This window comes from Isoptericola sp. F-RaC21 (genome assembly GCF_038593535.1).
GTDB lineage: Bacteria > Actinomycetota > Actinomycetes > Actinomycetales > Cellulomonadaceae > Isoptericola.
Genome location: NZ_JBCFYX010000003.1, coordinates 876,641 through 895,697 on the forward strand (window position 1 = coordinate 876,641; position 19,057 = coordinate 895,697).

The window sequence follows — 19,057 nt, forward strand, 5'->3', positions numbered from 1 at the left end:
CATGACGAACCTGAGTCCTGCGAACGAACCGTCCCTCGTGGACGAGACCGAGGCCGCGGAGGTCGAGCGCGAGCGGGCCGGCGACGCGCCCCGCTCCGGCTGGCGCATGCTGCTGCCCACGATGACGCCCTGGCTGGCCATCGGCCTCGTGCTGGTGGGGGTCATCACGCTCTTCGGCATCTTCGGCCCCTACCTGGTGGGCGACCCGCGCCAGATCCGCGACATCGGCCTGACGTCGCCGTCCGGCGACTTCCTGCTGGGCACCACGCAGACGGGCCAGGACGTGCTCGCGCAGCTCGCCTACGCGACGCGCGGGTCGTTGCAGATCGGCCTCCTGGTCGGCGTGCTGGCCACCGCCCTGTCGGCCTTCTTCGGCATCTACGGGGCCTACCGCGGCGGCTTCGCCGACGAGGCGTTCTCCCTGCTGTCGAACGTGTTCCTGGTGATCCCGGGCCTGCCGCTCGTCATCGTGATCTCCGGTTTCGTGCCGCGGGAGAGCCGGGGACTGTGGACGATCGCGGTCGTGCTGGCGGTGACGAGCTGGGCCGCGTCCGCCCGCGTCCTGCGGGCCCAGACGCTCTCGGTGCGCAACCGCGACTACGTGGCGGCGTCGAAGGTGTCGGGCGAGAAGCCGTGGCGCGTCATCGTCGTGGAGATCCTGCCGAACCTGCTGCCGGTGATCGCCTCCCAGTTCGTGTTCGCGGTCATCGCGGCCATCCTCGGCGAGGCCGGGCTGTCGTTCATCGGCCTCGGGGCGTCCAACTCGTCGACGCTCGGCACCATGCTCTTCTACGCGCAGAACGGGTTCGCCCTCTCGCTCGGGGCGTGGTGGTGGTTCGTGCCGCCGGGCCTGATGATCGCGCTGTTCGGCATGGGCCTGTCGCTCATCAACTTCTCGATCGACGAGATCATCAACCCCAAGCTCAAGAACCTGCGCCAGCACCGCAGGCGGGCCCGCAAAGCCGCCCGCCTGGAGCGCGAGCTGGCCCGCGCGTCCCGCCGGTCGCGCCCGCAGGAGCCCGAGGCGGTCCGCGAGGCGGACGGCGCGAAGGAGGTGTCCGCGCGATGACGACGACCCTGGTGCAGGACGGCGGGACGGCCGCCGTCGGCGGCCGGACGGAGCCGGTCCTCACGGTCTCCGACCTCACGGTGGTGTACGAGGTGGAGCAGCCGGTCACCGCCGTGAAGGACGCGAGCCTCACGCTGCACCGCGGCGAGATCCTCGGCCTCGCGGGCGAGTCCGGCTGCGGCAAGACGACGCTCGCGTACGCGGTCAACCGGCTGCACCGGCCCCCGGCGCGCATCGCGTCCGGCAGCATCACGTTCCACGACCGGGACGGGTCGGACGTCGACGTGCTCGCCCTGGAGGACTCCGCGCTGCGTGCGTTCCGCTGGGACAAGCTGTCGATGGTGTTCCAGGGCGCGATGAACGCCCTCAACCCGGTGACCACGGTGCGGGCCCAGCTGCGCGACACGCTCCTGGCGCACCGGCCGCGAACGTCCCGCGCGGAGGTGCGTCGCCGCTCGGAGGAGGTGCTCACCCGCGTCGGGGTGGACCCCCGCCGGCTCGGGTCGTACGCGCACGAGCTCTCCGGCGGCATGCGCCAGCGCGTCATGATCGCGATGGCGATGCTGCTGGAGCCGCAGATCATGATCATGGACGAGCCGACGACGGCGCTCGACGTCGTCGTGCAGCGCGACATCCTGCGCGAGATCGTGCGCCTGCGCGACGAGCTCGACTTCGCGGTCGTCTTCATCACCCACGACCTGCCGCTGCTGCTCGAGATCAGCGACCGCATCGCGGTCATGCTCGAGGGCGAGATCGTCGAGCTCGACACCGCGCAGCGCCTGTACCGCGAGGCGCGCCACCCGTACACCCGCAAGCTCCTCGGCTCGTTCCCGAGCCTCTCGGGGGAGCGGGGCGGCTTCATCCGCAGCGGCGTCGACGACTTCGCCGAGCCCGCAGGCACCACCGTGCCGAACGGTCAGGAGGACCGAGCATGACCCGCGTCCACGTGTCCGACCTGGTCAAGGACTACTCGATCCGCTCCGGTCTGCGCCGGTCGCGGCTGCGCGCCGTCGACCACGTGAGCCTCGACCTGATCCCGGGGCGCACCGTCGCCCTGGTGGGGGAGTCGGGCTCCGGCAAGTCGACGATCGCCAAGATCCTCACGCGCATGGAGAAGCCGACGTCGGGCACGGTCGACGTGCGCCTCGACGACGACACCCCGGTGCAGGGCTCGCTGTACCGCCGCCAGGTGCAGATGGTCTTCCAGGACCCGTTCGCGTCGCTCAACCCGTTCCACTCGATCGAGCACCACATCGCCCGCCCGCTGCGCATCCACCAGCGCACGCACAGCGCGGACGAGACGCACGAGCGGGTGCTCGAGATGCTCGAGCGGGTCAACCTCACGCCGGCCGGGACCATCGCTCCGCGCCGGCCGCACGAGCTGTCCGGCGGCCAGCGGCAGCGCGTCGCGATCGCCCGCGCCCTGGCACCGGGGGCGCAGGTGCTCATCGCCGACGAGCCCGTCTCCATGCTCGACGTGTCGATCCGGCTCGGCGTCCTCAACCTCCTCGGCCGCCTGCAGCGCGAGGACCGCCTCGCGGTCCTGTACATCACGCACGACCTGGCCACGGCCCGGCACTTCTCCGACGAGATCGTCGTGCTGTACCGGGGCCGGGTGGTGGAGCGCGGGCCCGCGGACGCCGTCATCCTCGACCCGCACCACGACTACACGAAGCTGCTGGCGATGGCGGCCCCGGACCCGGAGCGGGTGGACCGGGTGACCCTCACCCAGGAGGGCACGGACCGCGGCGCGATCGACAACAGCGTGTGCTTCGACCACTTCGTGGGCGAGTGGCAGGAGGCCGGCGTGCCCGCGGCGCAGGCCCGGGGCGGGGCGGCCGCACGGAGCGCGTCGTGACGGCGGCGTCCCTGCGCTGGCCGACCGCCGGGCTGTCGTACGGCGGCGACTACAACCCCGAGCAGTGGCCGCGGGAGGTGTGGGACGAGGACGTGCGCCTCATGACGGAGGCCGGGGTCAACCTCGTGACGCTCGGCGTCTTCGCCTGGGGGACCGTCGAGGTCGCCGACGACGTGCGCGACTGGTCGTGGCTCGACGACGCGATCGAGCTGCTGCACGCCCACGGGATCGCCGTCGACCTGGCGACCCCGACGGCCGCGCCCCCGAGCTGGCTGCTCACGGCGCACCCCGGCATCGCGCCCGTGCTCGCCGACGGCTACCGCGAGCCGGCGGGCGGGCGCAACGCCTGGTGCCCGGAGTCGGCCGTCTACCGCCGGTACGCGCTGCGCCACGTCGAGGCCCTGGCCCGCCGCTACGGCGGCCACCCCGCGGTGCGCCTGTGGCACGTGGGCAACGAGCTGGGCGGCGGCAACGCCCGCTGCTACTGCGACGACTCGGCGGCCGGGTTCCGGCGCTGGCTGCGGGAGCGGCACGGCGGCCTCGACGCCGTCAACGCGGCCTGGGGCACCGCCCAGTGGGGGCACCGGTACGGGGCGTGGGACGAGATCATGCCGCCGCGCGGCCGGCACGGGGCGCCGAACCCCGGGCTGTACCTCGACTTCGAGCGGTACTCCTCCGACGCGCTGCGGGCGCACTACCTGGCGGAGAAGGAGGTGCTCGAGCGGCACTCCGACGCGCCCGTCACGACCAACTTCATGGTCGGCGCCGGGGCACAGGTCGTCGACTACGCGTCGTGGGCGCCGCACACGGCCGTCGTGGCCAACGACCACTACACCCTGGTCGGTGACCTGCCCGCGGGCGACCGCGAGCACGACCTCGCCTTCGCGGCCGACCGGATGCGCGGGATGTCCCCGGGCCGCCCATGGCTGCTCATGGAGAGCTCGACCGGGGGACCGAGCTGGCAGCGGCGCAACCGTGCCAAGGACCCGGGGGAGATCGTGCGGCACTCGCTCGGCCACGTGGCCCGGGGCTCGGACGGCGCGATGTTCTTCCAGTGGCGCGCGTCGCGGGCCGGCGCGGAGCAGTTCCACTCCGCGATGGTGCTGCACTCGGGCACCCGGTCGCGGGTGTGGCGGGAGGTCGTCGAGCTCGGCGGCCACCTGCGCGCCCTGGCCGAGGTCGCCGGGACCGCCGTCGAGCCCGCGCGCGCCGCGCTGGTCGTCGACGACCCCGCCGGCTGGGCGCTCCAGCACGGCCTGATGCCGCACCGCGAGCTGTCCTACGGGCGCGAGCTGCGGGCGTGGCACCGCGCCCTGTGGGACCGGCAGGTCGTGTGCGACGTCGTGCCGCCCGGCGCCGACCTCGACGGCTACGACCTGGTCGTGGTCCCGACCCTGATGGTCACGGGCGACGACACCGCGGCACGCCTGTCCGCCGTCCCCGCGCGCGGGGGCACGCTGCTGGTGACCTACCTGTCCGGGGTCTGCGACGCGCACGGCCAGGTGCGCACCGGCGGCTTCCCCGGCGCGTTCGCCGACGTCCTCGGCGCCTGGAGCGATGAGTTCTATCCCCTCGCCGAGGGGCAGGTCGTGGCGCTGGACGGCGGCGGCGAGGCGAAGGAATGGTCCGAGCGCGTCCACCTCGACGGCGCCGACGCCGTGGTCCGGTACGCCTCGAGCTCGCTCGCGGGCGGGCCCGCGGTGACCCGGCGCCCGGTCGGTGACGGAGCCGCCTGGTACGTCTCCGCGGCGCTCGACGCCGAGGGTGTCGGACGCGTCGTCGACCGGCTCGTCGCCGAGTCCGGCGTGCCGCGCGTGCTCGAGGCAGCGCCCGGGCTCGAGGCGGTGCGCCGCCGCGGCGACGACCGCTCCTACCTCTTCCTCCTCAACCACACCGGCGACGAGCAGAAGGTCGCCGCCGCGGGCCACGACCTGCTGTCCGGGACCGACGTCGGGCCCCTGACCGCGGTGGCCCCGGGCGGGGTGCGCGTGCTGCGCGAACCGCCCCGCCCGGCGACACACTGAGTCGACCCGACCCGCCCGTGCCCTCCCTGCGAACCACGAAGGACTCCTCCCCATGACGTACCTGCCCTCGACCTTCCGCGCCCTGCACCAGGGGTGGAGCCTGACCGCCGCCGAGCCCGCGGCCGACGCGCCCGAGGGCGTGGCGTCGGCGCTCGCGGCGGGGATCCCGGCCGTGGTGCCGGGCGAGGCGCACCTCGACCTGCACCGCGAGGGCCTGATCGACGAGCCCTTCGACGGGGACAACGAGGCGGCGCAGCAGTGGATCGGCGACACGTCGTGGCGGTACGCGACGACGTTCGACTGGCAGCCCGGCGACGCCGCGCGCCACGACCTCGTGGCCCTGGGCCTCGACACCGTCGCGACCGTGCAGCTCAACGGCGTGGAGCTGGGCCGCACCGAGAACATGCACCGGTCCTACCGGTGGGACGCCCGCGACGCCCTGCGCGCGGGCAGCAACTCCCTCGTCGTGACGTTCGCGGCCCCGGTGCCCGAGGCGCTGGCCCGCGCGGAGCGGGACGGCGAGCTGCCCTCGACCAACCACCACGAGTACAACCAGCTGCGCAAGATGGCGTGCTCGTTCGGGTGGGACTGGGGCATCGACGTCGCCGGCGCCGGCATCTGGAAGCCCGTCGGCCTCGACTCCTGGTCGGGCGTGCGCATCGCGTCCGTGCGGCCGCTGGTCGACGTCGTCGCGGGGGAGGGCGGCGCGCACGACGGCGTGCTCAGCGCGCACGTCGAGATCGAGCGCGACGGCGTGGCGGCGGACGTCGACGTGCCGGTGCGCGTGCGCGTCACCGGGCCGGGCGGCGAGGAGCACGAGGCCGCCGGCGTCGTGCCGGCCGGGCAGGCCGGCGGCGTCGTGACGGTCCGGGTGCCCGGCGTGCGCCGCTGGTGGCCCGTCGGTCACGGCGACCAGCCGCTGTACGACGTCGAGGTCACCGCCTCCGACGTCGCGCGCTGGGCGGGCCGGGTCGGCTTCCGCACGGTCGAGCTCGACACGACGCCCGACGAGGCGGGGGCGCCGTTCGTGCTCAAGGTCAACGGCGAGACGGTCCTGGTGCGGGGCGCGAACTGGATCCCCGACCACGCGTTCCTCACCGAGATCGACCGCGACCGGTACGCCCGCCGCGTGGACGACGCGCTCGAGGCGAACGTCAACCTGCTGCGCGTGTGGGGCGGCGGCATCTACGAGTCCGACGACCTGTACGACCTCGCCGACGAGCGCGGGCTGCTCATGTGGCAGGACTTCCCGTTCGCCTGCGCCGCGTACAGCGAGGACGAGCCGATGCGCGCCGAGGTGGAGGCCGAGGCCCGGGAGAACGTCACGCGCCTGAGCCCGCACCCCTCGCTGGTGATCTGGAACGGCAACAACGAGAACACCTGGGGCTCGGTCGACTGGGGCTGGGCCGGCCGGCTGGGCGGCCGCCCCTGGGGCGACCTGTACTACCGCGAGCTGCTCCCCGGCGTCCTCGCGGAGCTGGACCCCACCCGCCCCTACTCGCCGGCGAGCCCCTACTCGTTCGGCGACTACCGCCACCCGAACGACGAGCGCTACGGCACCATGCACATCTGGGACGTGTGGAACCGCGAGGACTATGCCGTCTACGCCCGGTACGCGCCGCGGTTCCTGTCGGAGTTCGGCTTCCAGGGCCCGCCCGCCTGGTCGACGCTCACGCGCGTCGTGCACGACGAGCCGCTCGACCCGTTCGGCCACCAGATGCTCGTGCACCAGAAGGCGCACCAGGGCAACGCCAAGCTCGAGCGCGGCTGGCAGGGGCACCTGCCCGACCCCGCCACGATCGAGGACTGGCACTGGACGACGCAGCTCAACCAGGCGCACGCCGTGCGCTTCGGCATCGAGCACGTGCGGTCCCTCACGCCCCACAACACGGGCGCGATCATGTGGCAGCTCAACGACAACTGGCCCGTGGTGTCCTGGGCGGCGGTGGACCACGACGAGCACCGCAAGCCCCTGTGGCACGCGCTGCGCGCCGCGTACGCGCCGCGGCTGGCCACGTTCCAGCCGCGCGCGTCCGACGAGGCGCGCGCGGCAGCCTGGGAGGGCGTGAACCCGGAGCTCGACACCCTGGCGCTCGTGGTCGTCAACGACACCGCGGAGCGCCTGGCCGGCACGTGGACCGTGACCCGGGAGGCGCTCGACGGGTCGGTGCTCGCGAAGGCGACGCTCGAGGTCGACGCGCCCGCGCGCGGCGCGGCCACGGTCGTGGTGCCCGCCGACGTCGCGGTCTTCGCCGACGCCTCCGGCGAGGTGCTCGTCGCGACGGCCGACGACCCCGACGCGGGCGTCGCGCCGGCCCTGCGGCACGGCGCCGAGGTGGTCGACCAGCGGCTCTACCCGGAGCCGCTGCGGATCGAGGCGTCCGCGGTCGAGGGCGGCTGCGAGCTGCGGGTGACCGCCACGTCGCTGGCCCGGGACGTCTTCTGCCACGCCGACGTCGTCGACCCGGCCGCCCGCGTCGACGCCGGGCTCGTCACGCTCCGCGCCGGACAGAGCGCCACGCTGCGGATCACCTCGCCCGCGGGCGGCGACCCGGCGGCGTTCGCCGCCGCCGTCCGCAGCGCGAACGACCTGCGCTGACCGACCGGCCCCGACCTGCGAAGGGACGACGACGATGCTCCGCTGGACCGCGGGCGGCCTGACCGCCGACCTGGACACGCCCGACGACGCACCGGTGACGGTCCGCTCCCTGCGCCCGGTCGGTGCCGCCGCGCCGTCGACGGCCACCGCGACCCCGCCCCTGGTGGAGGTGCAGGCGCTGGGCCACGGGCGGTTCCCCGGCAGCCACCGGTACACGGCCACGGCCGTGGGCGACCGGCTGCGGTACGCCGGGCACGAGGAGGTCGGCGGCGCCCTGCACGTGCACCAGCGCGACGCCGTCACCGACCTGCGGGTGACCAGCGTCCTGGCGCCGTCGGACGGGGCGGTGCGTTCCTGGACGGTGCTCCGCGCCGGGTCGAGGGCGGTGACGGTGCAGGCCGTCACCTCCCTCGTGCTCGGCACGTTCGTCACCGACAGCGGCGCGGGCGTCGACGACCTCGACGTGCTGTGGGGCGACAACGACTGGGTGGCCGAGTCCCGCTGGCACCGGGCGCCGCTGCGGCAGGTCGGCCTGCCGCGGATGGACCCCGGCGTCCACCACCACCTCAACCGGGCGCGCATGGCGGTGACGACGCGCAGCTCGTGGTCCACCGGCGAACGCCTGCCGACCGGCGTCATCGCCCGCCGAGACGGTGACGACAGCGGCGGCTACGGGCTCGCGTTCCAGATCGAGCACGACGGCGCGTGGCACTGGGAGGTGGGCGAGGACCGCGACGGAGCCTCGCTGGCGCTGCTGGGGCCCACGGACGCCGAGCACCAGTGGACGGTGCGGCTCGACCCCGGGCAGGAGTTCACCTCGGTGCCGGTCGCCGTGGCCGTCGCGAGCGGCGGGCTCGACCCGGTCTCGGGGGCGCTCGCGGCGCTCACGCGGCACCGGCGCGCCCTGGTCGCGGCCACCGGCACGGCCCGCCACGACCGGCCGCTGCCGATCGTCTTCAACGACTACATGAACACGCTCATGGGCGACCCGACGACGGCGAAGGTGCTGCCCCTGGTGGACGCCGCCGCCCGCGTCGGCGCCGACGGGTACTGCATCGACGCCGGCTGGTACGACGAGGACTCCGGCGGCTGGTGGGACGCCGTGGGGGAGTGGCTGCCCAGCCCCACGCGGTTCCCCGGCGGGCTCGAGGAGGTGCTCGACCATATCCGCGACCGCGGCCTGTTCGCCGGCATCTGGCTGGAACCGGAGGTGGTGGGCGTCCGGTCCGCGCTGGCCGACCGGCTGCCCGACGACGCCTTCTTCCGGCGGCACGGCGAGCGCGTGGTCGAGCACGGCCGGTACCACCTCGACCTGCGGCACCCCGCGGCGCGCGAGCACCTGGACGCCGTCGTGGACCGGCTCGTGGGGATGGGCGTCGGCTTCTTCAAGCTGGACTACAACATCATGCCCGGACCGGGCACCGACGTCGGGGGCCTGGCGCCGGGGGCGGGGCTGCTGGAGCACAACCGCGCCTACCTGTCCTGGCTCGACGGCGTGCTCGCCCGGCACCCGGACCTGCTGATCGAGAACTGTGCGTCCGGCGGGATGCGCGCCGACTACGCGGTGCTCGCCCGGGTGCACCTGCAGTCGACCTCCGACCAGCAGGATCCGCTCCTGTACCCGCGGATCGCCGCGGCCACGCCGGCCTCCGTGCTGCCCGAGCAGGCGGGCCACTGGGGGTACGCGCAGCCGGATATGGACGTCGAGACCTCGGCGTTCACCCTGGTGGCGGGGATCACCGCCCGCCTCTACCTCAGCGGCCACCTCGCCACGATGGACGACGACCAGCTCCGCCTCGTGGCGGACGCCGTCGCCGCGCACCGGGAGCTGCTGCCGTTCGTCCAGGCGGCGCTGCCCTCCTGGCCGCTGGGGCTGGAGCACGACGGTCCGTGGCAGGCGTTCGCCCTGAGCACGCCCGAGGCCACCGTCGTCACCGCGTGGCGACTGCCCGGCGCCCCGGACGACGTCGAGCTGCCGCTGCCCGCCCTGCGCGGGCGACCCCTGCGGTGCGAGCAGCTCTTCCCGGCTCCCGACACCCCGGGCACCGGCACCTGGAGCGCCGGCTGGCGGGCTGAGGAGGGCGTCCTGCACCTCGAGGCCGGGGCTACGGCACCGACCGCGCGCGTCTTCCGGCTCAGCTGACCGCCCCGGGGCCGCCCCGTGGGCACGACACGAGAGGTTCGACGATGAGCATTGTCCGACCGGCAGCGCGCCCCCGGCGCGCGTGGCCGGCGACGGCCCTCGCCGCCGTCACCGCTGTGACTGCACTGACCGCCACGACCGCCCTGACCGCGACGGCCGCGCCGACGTCTTCCGGGGGCGACACCGCGCACACCGCGCCGGGCAAGCCCGTCGCGGTGGACCTGGCCGACCCGGACGCCACCCGCGAGACCCGGTCGCTCTTCGCCTTCCTGCGGGACCTCGACGGCGACGGGGTGCTGTTCGGGCACCAGGAGGACCTGTACTTCGGCGAGTCGTTCGACGAGCAGGACGGCACGTCGTCCGACGTGCTGACCGCGACCGGCGACCACCCGGCGATGATCGGGTTCGACACGCTCGAGACCGCCGGCATGCCTCTCGCCGAGCGCGAGGAGAAGGCGCTGCAGCTGGCGCGCAACATCCGCCAGGCGCACGACGTGGGCGCCGTGAGCACGATGTCGGTCCACCTGGAGAACCTGGTCACGGGCGGGGACTTCTACGACACCTCGGGCGACCCGCTGCGGGCGGTGCTGCCCGGCGGCTCGCACCACGACGAGCTGCGGGCCTACCTCGACCGGTTCGCGACGACGGCGAGGCACGCGGTGGACGACCACGGCAGGCCCATCCCGATCGTCTTCCGGCCCTGGCACGAGAACGCCGGCTCGTGGTTCTGGTGGGGCGCGGCGTTCGGCACGCCTGGCGAGTACGCGGAGCTCTACCGCTTCACGGTCGAGTACCTGCGGGACGTCAAGGGCGTGCACAACCTGCTGTACGCCTTCTCGCCCGGCGGCGGGTTCGGCGGGGACGCCGACGCGTACCTGCGCACCTACCCCGGCGACGACTTCGTCGACGTGCTCGGCTACGACACCTACGACGACACCGGCGCGTCCGCCTCGTTCCTGGACGGCCTGGTCTCCGACCTCGGCATGCTCGGCGACCTGGCCGAGCAGCGGGGCAAGATCAGCGCGTTCACCGAGCTCGGCATCTCCGGCGGCGTGCGGCCGGACGGGGAGAACGCCAGCACCACGTGGTACACCGACGTGCTGGACGCCATCCGCTCCGACCCCTCGGCTGCGCGGACCGCCTACATGCTCACCTGGGCCAACTACGGCGGCGACTCCACGCCGTACACGCCGGTCGAGGGCGAGCTGCTGCCCGACTTCCTGGCGTTCCACGACGACCCCGCGACACTCTTCGCCGACGACCTGGAGGGCGTGGACCGCGTGCGCACCAGGTCGGTCCGGTCGGCGGCGGCTCACCTGGCGAGCCCCGCCGACGGGGCGCGGGTCGTGTCCGGTCCGGTGCCGATCCTCGCGTCCGTGACCGGGACCCGTGCCGACCGCGTTACCGTCACGACCGACGACGGCCCGGGCGGACCCGCGGAGATCGAGCTGCGGGCCCCGCGCGCCGGTGAGCTGTGGTGGACCGGGGAGTGGGACGTGCCCGCGGAGGCGCTCGACAACACGACGCGGGGCCTGACGCTGCACGTGCTCTCGCGTGGCCGGGAGGTCGTCACGTCCGCGTCGTCGGTGCTCCTCGGCCCGGAGCCGCAGCTCCCGCCCGGCGTGGTCGACGACTTCGAGAGCTACGGCGACGACGTCGCGCTGGGGCGCACGTGGGTGCCGCAGACCGTGAACACGCTCGGGCTCGTGCGCGCGCCGGACGCGGCAGTGGGCGGCGGCACGGCCGCGCTGCGGATGGGCTACTCGTTCGCGAGCCAGACCTACACCGGGGTGGGCCGCCGGCTCGACGCCGACTGGTCGGGCTTCGGGGGCCTCGAGGCCTGGATCGACCCCGACGCGTCGGGCAACACCCTGGTGCTCCAGCTCGTCGCCGACGGCGTCGCCTTCGAGGCGTACCCGTCGCTCGAGGGGGACGCGCCGTACCTGGCGAGCATCCCGTTCGCCGACTGGCGGCCGGCGTCGTGGGACACGGCCCACGCGGACCGCCGCCTCGACGCCGCGACCCTGGCCGCGGTGACCCAGTTCAGCGTCTTCGTGAACGCCGCCGACGGGGGCTCCACGGACGGCGCAGTCGCGGTCGACGAGCTGCGGGCGGTCCCGGCAGCACCCTGACGTTCGCCGTGTCCGCTCAGCGGGTGTGGCGGGCGCGGTCGAGCACGCGGTCGACCGCCGACAGCGGGATGTCGACCCACATGGGCCGCTGGCGGGTCTCGTAGACCACCTCGTAGAGCGCCTTGTCGAGCACGAGGGCGGCGAGGACGGCGTCGGCGGTCGGCGGGTCGAGCTCCGGCGGCCGGCGGGTGGCCAGGCCGCTGACCGCAGCGGAGGCGTTCGCCGACTGGCGGTACCGGCCGAGGAAGGCGTGCACGGCCTCCGCCTCCCACGCCGGGTCGGGGGCGCCGCCCACGGCCGCGGCGTACGCGAACGAGCGGACCATGCCCGCGACGTCGCGCAGCGGGAGGTCGGGGGCGGTGCGCTGCTCGACGGGCCGCTGCGGCTCGCCCTCGAAGTCGAGCAGCTTCCAGCCGGTCGCGCCGTGCAGCGCCTGGCCGAGGTGCAGGTCGCCGTGCACGGTCTGCAGCCGCAGTCGCGGGAGCCGGCCCTGCAGGTCGTCGAGCAGGGCGTCGATCGCCGGGGCACGCGGGGCCAGCCCGGGCGCCTCGGTGACCGCGAGCGCGGCCCGGTCGCGCAGCCCGGCGACGAACGCGGCCGGGTCGAGCAGCGGGCCGGGCGGCATCGCCTGGCGCAGCACCGAGTGCAGCTCCGCCACGACGCGCCCCAGGTCGGCCGCGAGGAGCGCGAACGACTCGCCGCGGCCCGCGTGCTCGCACGCCAGCTCGAACCCGTCGCGGGCCTGGGGCACCAGCTCGCTGAGCACGGCGAGGGCCGTGCTCGTGCCCGGGGAGGTGGCCACCTGGACGGCGCCGAGGAAGCGCGGCACGCCCTCCCACCCGGCGCGCGTCAGGGCGCGCGGGACGACGACGTCCGGGTGCGGGCCGGGGGTCACGGTCCGCAGGATCTTGAGCATCCCGCCGGTGCCGTCGGGCGAGGGCACCCCCGGCAGGACGACGCTCGTGTTCGACTGCTCGCCCGCCACCACGTGCCCGCCGGCCACGAGCTCGGCGTCCGGGACGTCGTCGCCCACCCCGGCGGCCCGCAGCAGGGCGAGCCAGCCGGCGGGGTGCGCGCCGCCGTCGTGGACGGCGACGTCGCCCGCGGCGGTCCGGACGTCGTCGACGTACCCCGGCCCACGGTCGGCCGGGTCGGTGAGCACCAGCGGCACCTGCGCGACCACCTCGCCGCCGGGCACGCCGGCGCCGCGGAGGCGGACGAGCAGCACGACGACGTCGGCGCCGGAGGGCCCCGCCCGTGCGGGCCCGCCGCCCGGGGAGTCGCCGTCGAAGGTCACCGCGAGCCACGGCTCCACCCGCACGCCGGCGGCGCTCGCGCCGCCCGCGGGGAACCACCGCCGGCCGGGCAGCCAGGCCGCGAGCAGGTCGCCGACGCTCGGGTCGGGGACGCCCAGGGCCGGCCGCACCGCGGTCATGCCGGTTCGCCCCCGGGGGCGTCGCCGCCAGGCCCCGGCGAGGGCGGCGGGGTCAGCAGCAGCCAGTAGAAGTCGCGCGAGCCCCAGGTCATGGACACGGTGCCGTCCGGGCCGACGTCGGGGAACCGCGCGCCGCCGAACAGGTCGGTGAGCGACCACCCCGCGTGCCCGGGGACGCGCACGAGGGACGACCGCGCCGTGGCGGACAGGTTCGCCGCCACCAGGAGCGTCTCGTCCGGCGTCGTGCGGAGGAAGGCGAAGACCGCGTCGTCCTGCGCCTCCAGGGCGGTGAACGTGCCGGCGCCGAACGCCGGGTGCAGGCGCCGCACCCCGAGCATGCCGTGCACCCAGTGCAGCAGCGAGGACGGCTGCGCCAGCTGCGCCTCGACGTTGGTGTGCTGGTAGTGGTGCACCAGCGACTGCACCAGCGGCAGGTAGAGCTGGCCGGGGTCGGCGGTGGAGAAGCCGGCGTTGCGGTCCGGCGTCCACTGCATGGGGGTGCGCACCGCGTCCCGGTCGGGCAGCCAGATGTTGTCGCCCATGCCGATCTCGTCGCCGTAGTACAGGCACGGGCTGCCGGGCAGGCTCAGCAGCAGCGCGTGCGCCAGCTCGATCTCCTTGCGCGAGCTGTCGAGCAGCGGGGACAGGCGCCGGCGGATGCCGATGTTGGCCCGCATGCGCGGGTCGGGCGCGAACCACCCGTACATCGCCGCGCGCTCCTCGGTCGAGACCATCTCGAGCGTGAGCTCGTCGTGGTTGCGCAGGAACGTGGACCACTGGCCGCCGGGCGCGGGGATGTCCGGGGTGTCGGCCAGGATGTCGAGCAGCGGGCGGGCGCGCTGGTCACGCATCGCGTAGTAGACGCGCGGCATCACGGGGAAGTGGAAGCACATGTGGCACTCGGGCTCGTCCGCGGTGCCGAAGTAGTCCACCACCTCCTGCGGCCACTGGTTCGCCTCGGCCAGCATGATCCGGCCCGGGAACTCGTCGTCGATCATGCGGCGCACCCGGCGCAGGAACGCGTGCGTCTCGGGCAGGTTCTCGCAGTTGGTGCCCTCCGCCTCGAACAGGTAGGGCACCGCGTCGAGCCGGAACCCGTCCACGCCGAGGCCGAGCCAGAACCGCGCGACGTCGAGCATGGCGTCCACGACCCGTGGGTTCTCGAAGTTGAGGTCCGGCTGGTGGCTGAAGAAGCGGTGCCAGAAGTACTGCCGCCGCACCGGGTCGAACGTCCAGTTCGACGTCTCCGTGTCCACGAAGATGATGCGCGCGTCCTCGTACCGGGTGTCGTCGTCGCTCCACACGTAGAAGTCGCCGTACGGGCCCTCGGGGTCGGCGCGCGAGGACTGGAACCACGGGTGCTGGTCGCTGGTGTGGTTCATCACCAGGTCCACCACCACCCGGATGCCGCGCGCGTGCGCCGCCTCGACGAGCTCGGTGAAGTCCGCGACCGTGCCGAACTGGGGCGCGATCGACGTGTAGTCCGCGACGTCGTACCCGCCGTCCCGCAGCGGCGACGGGTAGAACGGCGGCAGCCACAGGCAGTCCACGCCCAGCCACTGCAGGTAGTCGAGCCGCTCCGTGATGCCGCGCAGGTCGCCCGTGCCCGCCCCGCCCGTGTCCGAGAACGCCCGCACGATGACCTCGTAGAACACGGCCGTGCGGTACCACTCCGGGTCGTCGGACAGGCCCGGCTTGTCCAGGGGCGGCGGCGTCGGCTGCGGCCGCGTCGGCAGCGCCTGCACCGGCACCTGGCGCGTGACCGGGCGCGGCACCTGGGGCGGCGTCATCGGGGCCTTCTCATGTCGGCCTGCTCATGCGCGCCTCGTCACGCCGGCCCGATCGTCAGGACGTGCGCCACCTGATCGCGCGGGTCGAGGCGGACGTACGGGTGGGCGCCCCACGGGTACGTGGCGCCCGACAGCTCGTCGTGCGCGACGAAGAACGGCTGGTCCTCCACGTCGTCGGGCCGCGTGAGCCCCAGCCCTTCCAGGTCGAGGAACAGCGTGGCCTCCTGCGTGGCCCACGGATCCAGGTTGAGCACGACCAGGACGACGTCGTCCTGCGTGGCTCCCGGGCGTCCCGCGCCCGCCAGGTGCTCGGCCCGCACCCGGCGCGAGAACGCGACGACCTGGTCGTTCGTCGTCGGGTGCACGGTCAGGTCGCGCAGCTGCCGCAGCGCCGGGTGCGCGCGCCGGACCTCGTTGAGCCGGCGCAGCAGCGTCGATACGCCGATGACGTCCGCCTGCGACCAGTCCCGCGGCTTGTACTCGTACTTCTCGTTGTCGATCTGCTCCTCGACGCCGGGGCGGGGCACGTTCTCGACGAGCTCGTAGCCGGAGTAGATCCCCCAGGTCGGGGAGCCCGTGGCGGCCAGCACGGCGCGGACGGCGAAGCCCGCGACGCCGCCGTGCTGCAGGTACGGGGGCAGGATGTCGTGCGTCGTGGGCCAGAAGCTCGGGCGCAGCACCGACCCCTGCGGCCCGGAGACCTCCTGGAGGTACTCCTCGATCTCCGGCTTCGTCGTGCGCCACGTGAAGTACGTGTACGACTGGTGGAACCCGATCCGCGCGAGCGTCTGCATCATCGCGGGGCGCGTGAACGCCTCCGACAGGAAGATGACGTCCGGGCGCTCCGCGTGCACCTGCGCCAGCAGCCACTCCCAGAAGTCCAGCGGCTTGGTGTGCGGGTTGTCGACGCGGAATGCCGTGACGCCGCGGTCGATCCACAGCCGCACGATCCGGAGGATCTCCGCCGACAGGCCCGCCGGGTCGCGGTCGAAGTTCAGCGGGTAGATGTCCTGGTACTTCTTGGGCGGGTTCTCCGCGTACGCGATGGTGCCGTCCGCGCGGACGGAGAACCACTCCGGGTGCTCGGTCACCCACGGGTGGTCGGGGGAGCACTGCAGCGCCAGGTCGAGGGCCACCTCCATGCCCTCGGCGCGGGCCGCCGCGACGAAGTCCCGGAAGTCCTGCTCCGTGCCGAGGTCGGGATGGATCGCGTCGTGCCCGCCGTCCGGCGAGCCGATGGCGTACGGGCTGCCCGGGTCGCCCGGCTGCGGGTCCAGGGTGTTGTTGCGGCCCTTGCGGAACGTCGTGCCGATCGGGTGCACGGGCGTGAGGTAGACGACGTCGAACCCCATCGCCGCGATCGCCGGCAGCCGCTTCGCCGCCGTGGCGAAGGTGCCGGAGCGCCAGCTGCCGTCCTTGCCCGCTCTCCCGTTGACCCGTGTCGCGCCCTCGGACCGGGGGAACATCTCGTACCAGCTCGCGGCCAGCGCCAGCGGGCGGCTCACGCGCAGCGGGTAGGTGGCGCTCGCGGTGACGAGGTCGCGGAGCGGGGCCCGGCGCAGCGCGTCCTTGACCGCCGTCGTGGTCGCCATCGCGAGGCGGGCCTCGGGCGGGCGTGCGGTGTCCGCCAGCTCGCGGGCCGCCGCGTCGAGCACGGCGGCGTCGTCGGCGGCGCGGGTCGCCTGCAGCTCCGGCGCCACGATGCGCTCGAAGAGCTGCCGGCCCTCCGCGAGCACCAGGTCGACGTCCTGCCCGGCGTCGAACTTGATCACCGCGTCGTGCGCCCACGTGCCGTACGGGTCCGACCACGCCTCGACGCGGAAGGACCAGTCGGCGGCCCCGTCCGAGGGCGCGTCGGGCTGCAGGAAGCCGCGGAACCGGTCCAGGCCCGGCGCGACGTCGACCATCGGCGCCGTGGAGTGCACGGTCCCGTCGGGCGCGAGCAGGACGGCGGTCGCGCCGACGGCGTCGTGCCCCTCCCGGAACACCGTGGCCTCGACGGGCACGACCTCGCCCACCGCCGCCTTCGCCGGCCAGCGCCCGCCCTCGACCACGGGGGAGAGCTCCAGGACGGGGATCCGTCCGATCGGCACGTGCGGCGTGGGCTGCGGAGACGTCACGGCCTCCACGCTAGTCAGCCGTCCCCCCGGGCGCGCGCGGACCCGCCAGCCCGCCGAGGTAGTTCAGGTTCCCGCGAGGTAGTTCAGATCTCCGCGAGGTAGTTCACCTGACCGGCGTCAGGCGTCCGAGGCGAGGGCGCGGCCGGTGGTGCGGCCGGTGTGCAGGCACCCGCCGAGGAAGGTGCCCTCGAGGGCGCGGTGGCCGTGCACGCCGCCTCCGCCGAACCCGGCCGCCTCGCCGACGGCCCACAGCCCGTCGAGCACCTCGCCGTCGGGTCGCAGGACGCGGCCGGACGGGTCGCACCACAGGCCGCCGAGGGTCTTGCGGGTCAGCACGGACAGCCGGACGGCGAGCAGCGGGCCGTCCTTCGGCGTCGTCAGCGGACGGGGCTTGGCGACCCGGATGAGCTTGTCGACGCGGTAGTCGCGGGCGGCGCGCGTCGCGACGACCTGCGGGTCCTTGCCCAGGCCGGAGGCCACCTGGGCGTCGCGGGCGGCGACGACGGCGGCCAGCGCGCCCGGGTCCACGTGGCCCGTCGAACCCGGCGTCGCCTCCACCAGCGCGTTCATCTTCGCGGCGAGCTCGTCCGTGCTGTCGGCCCAGAGGAACTCGGGTGACTCGTTCGCGAACCTCTCCACCGGGCCGACGGCGCGCGGCAGCACCCGCTGGGCCAACAGCTTCACGTCCTTGCCGGTGAGGTCGGGGTTCTGCTCCGACCCGGACAGGGCGAACTCGGACTCCATGATCGCCTTGTTGAGCACGAACCAGGAGTGGTCGTCGCCGCGCCGCGTCACGTGCTGGAGCGCGCCGAGCGCGTCGAAACCGGGGAACAGGGGGGCCGGCAGGCGGCCGCCGTCGGCGTCGAGCCACAGCGACGACGGCCCGGGCAGGATGCGGATGCCGTGGTTCGTCCAGACGGGCGAGTGGTTGGCGATGCCCTCCGGGTAGTGCCACATCCGGTCCTCGTGCACCAGCGCCGCGCCGGCGTCGGCCGCGATGCCGAGCATGAGCCCGTCGGTCGAGTCGGGGACGCCGGACAGCATGCGCTCGGGCAGCGTGCCGGCCTCGGGGGCCCAGTGCGCGCGGGCCAGGTCGTGGTTGGCGCCGATGCCGCCGGTCGCGACGACGACGGCGCCCGCGGCGATCTCCTCGGTGCCCTCCACGTCGCGGTTCGACGGCGCTCCGCGGCCGCCGAACGGCATGCCCTCGACCGGCTGGTCCGCGAGCACCTCGGCCCGCACCCCCGTGACGCGGCCGTCCGTGGTGACCAGCTCCGTGACGCGCCGGCGGAACCGCAGGTCGAGCAGCCCGGCGTCGCGCGCGGCCAGCGCCGCGGCGACGAACGGCGCGACGACGCCGGGCCCGGTGCCCCAGGTGACGTGGAAGCGGGGCACGGAGTTGCCGTGCTCGGTCCGACCGTCGCCGTGCCCCACCGTGTACCCGCCGCGCTCGGCCCACTGCACCAGCGGGAACCACCGCACGCCCTTGCCGTGCAGCCACGACCGCAGGTCGCCGGCCGCGAACTCCACGAAGCGCCGGGCCCACGCGTAGCCGTGCCGGTCGGGGCCCTCGCCGCGGTCGGCGCCGGGGGCGAACTGCGCCGACCCGAGCCAGTCGGACCAGGCCAGGTCGGCGGAGTCGTGCACGCCCATCGCCCGCTGCTCCGGGGAGCCGACGAGGAACAGCCCGCCGAACGACCACCACGCCTGGCCCCCGAACGACGCCTCCGGCTCCTGGTCGAGCAGCACCACCCGCTTGCCGGCGGCGGTGAGCTCCGTGGCCGTGACCAGCCCCGACAGGCCCCCACCGATGACGACGACGTCAGCATCCATGCGCGCAGTCTGGCAGAGGAGCGGCCCGGGGAGAACGGGCGGCGAGCGGCCGCC

At 74.5% G+C, this 19,057-nt stretch carries 11 protein-coding genes; 7 read left to right on the forward strand and 4 right to left on the reverse strand.

The genetic code is table 11. The annotated features are described in order from the left end of the window. Position 1 precedes the first annotated feature (1 nt). Genes AAG589_RS14435 through AAG589_RS14465 form a run of 7 tightly spaced genes read left to right on the forward strand, consistent with a single transcriptional unit; the run spans position 2 to position 11,825 of the window. Complete coding sequence (locus tag AAG589_RS14435) at positions 2-1,069, forward strand: ABC transporter permease (protein WP_430567926.1); 1,068 nt, start codon at positions 2-4, stop codon at positions 1,067-1,069. Continuing rightward, positions 1,066-2,004 carry an ABC transporter ATP-binding protein gene (locus AAG589_RS14440; protein WP_430567927.1) on the forward strand — a complete coding sequence of 313 codons (939 nt, stop codon included), beginning with the start codon at positions 1,066-1,068 and terminating at the stop codon, positions 2,002-2,004. Before AAG589_RS14435 ends, AAG589_RS14440 begins: the two co-directional genes overlap by 4 nt. Then, positions 2,001-2,927, forward strand: a complete 927-nt coding sequence (locus AAG589_RS14445; RefSeq protein WP_430567928.1) for an ABC transporter ATP-binding protein — start codon at positions 2,001-2,003, stop codon at positions 2,925-2,927. Before AAG589_RS14440 ends, AAG589_RS14445 begins: the two co-directional genes overlap by 4 nt. After that, positions 2,924-4,951: a beta-galactosidase gene (locus tag AAG589_RS14450; protein WP_430567929.1), complete on the forward strand. Its 2,028-nt coding sequence runs from the start codon at positions 2,924-2,926 to the stop codon at positions 4,949-4,951. Before AAG589_RS14445 ends, AAG589_RS14450 begins: the two co-directional genes overlap by 4 nt. Positions 4,952-5,003: 52 nt before the next feature. Further along, the gene (locus tag AAG589_RS14455; protein ID WP_430567930.1) at positions 5,004-7,550 is read left to right on the forward strand and encodes a glycoside hydrolase family 2 protein; all 2,547 of its coding nucleotides are present in this window, start codon (positions 5,004-5,006) and stop codon (positions 7,548-7,550) included. A gap of 34 nt (positions 7,551-7,584) precedes the next feature. Further along, entirely contained in the window at positions 7,585-9,693 is a 2,109-nt protein-coding gene (locus tag AAG589_RS14460) for a glycoside hydrolase family 36 protein (protein ID WP_430567931.1), read from the forward strand. A 44-nt stretch (positions 9,694-9,737) separates the two neighbouring features. Further along, positions 9,738-11,825, forward strand: coding sequence for a glycosyl hydrolase (locus AAG589_RS14465; RefSeq protein WP_430567932.1), 2,088 nt, complete (start codon positions 9,738-9,740; stop codon positions 11,823-11,825). Between the two features lie 16 nt (positions 11,826-11,841). On the opposite strand, the gene AAG589_RS14470 is transcribed toward AAG589_RS14465, so the two are convergent. The 4 genes from AAG589_RS14470 to AAG589_RS14485 all read right to left on the reverse strand — a co-directional run bounded on the left by AAG589_RS14470 (position 11,842) and on the right by AAG589_RS14485 (position 19,003). Then, positions 11,842-13,260: a phosphotransferase gene (locus tag AAG589_RS14470; RefSeq protein ID WP_430567933.1), complete on the reverse strand. Its 1,419-nt coding sequence runs from the start codon at positions 13,258-13,260 to the stop codon at positions 11,842-11,844. Beyond that, positions 13,257-15,050: a maltose alpha-D-glucosyltransferase gene (gene treS, locus AAG589_RS14475; RefSeq protein WP_430567934.1), complete on the reverse strand. Its 1,794-nt coding sequence runs from the start codon at positions 15,048-15,050 to the stop codon at positions 13,257-13,259. Before treS ends, AAG589_RS14470 begins: the two co-directional genes overlap by 4 nt. A gap of 38 nt (positions 15,051-15,088) precedes the next feature. Next, entirely contained in the window at positions 15,089-17,179 is a 2,091-nt protein-coding gene (locus AAG589_RS14480) for an alpha-1,4-glucan--maltose-1-phosphate maltosyltransferase (RefSeq protein ID WP_430567935.1), read from the reverse strand. A 108-nt stretch (positions 17,180-17,287) separates the two neighbouring features. Continuing rightward, positions 17,288-19,003, reverse strand: a complete 1,716-nt coding sequence (locus tag AAG589_RS14485; protein WP_430567936.1) for an FAD-binding dehydrogenase — start codon at positions 19,001-19,003, stop codon at positions 17,288-17,290. Positions 19,004-19,057 lie beyond the last annotated feature (54 nt).

What these genes read in the sequence shown, in the direction of transcription:
- AAG589_RS14440 (WP_430567927.1), top strand. Translation starts at nt 1,066, where the DNA reads ATGACGACGACCCTGGTGCAGGACGGCGGGACGGCCGCCGTCGGCGGC.
- AAG589_RS14455 (WP_430567930.1), top strand. Translation starts at nt 5,004, where the DNA reads ATGACGTACCTGCCCTCGACCTTCCGCGCCCTGCACCAGGGGTGGAGC.
- AAG589_RS14445 (WP_430567928.1), top strand. Translation starts at nt 2,001, where the DNA reads ATGACCCGCGTCCACGTGTCCGACCTGGTCAAGGACTACTCGATCCGC.
- AAG589_RS14485 (WP_430567936.1), bottom strand. Translation starts at nt 19,003, where the DNA reads ATGGATGCTGACGTCGTCGTCATCGGTGGGGGCCTGTCGGGGCTGGTC.
- AAG589_RS14460 (WP_430567931.1), top strand. Translation starts at nt 7,585, where the DNA reads ATGCTCCGCTGGACCGCGGGCGGCCTGACCGCCGACCTGGACACGCCC.
- AAG589_RS14470 (WP_430567933.1), bottom strand. Translation starts at nt 13,260, where the DNA reads ATGACCGCGGTGCGGCCGGCCCTGGGCGTCCCCGACCCGAGCGTCGGC.
- AAG589_RS14435 (WP_430567926.1), top strand. Translation starts at nt 2, where the DNA reads ATGACGAACCTGAGTCCTGCGAACGAACCGTCCCTCGTGGACGAGACC.
- AAG589_RS14465 (WP_430567932.1), top strand. Translation starts at nt 9,738, where the DNA reads ATGAGCATTGTCCGACCGGCAGCGCGCCCCCGGCGCGCGTGGCCGGCG.
- treS (WP_430567934.1), bottom strand. Translation starts at nt 15,050, where the DNA reads ATGACGCCGCCCCAGGTGCCGCGCCCGGTCACGCGCCAGGTGCCGGTG.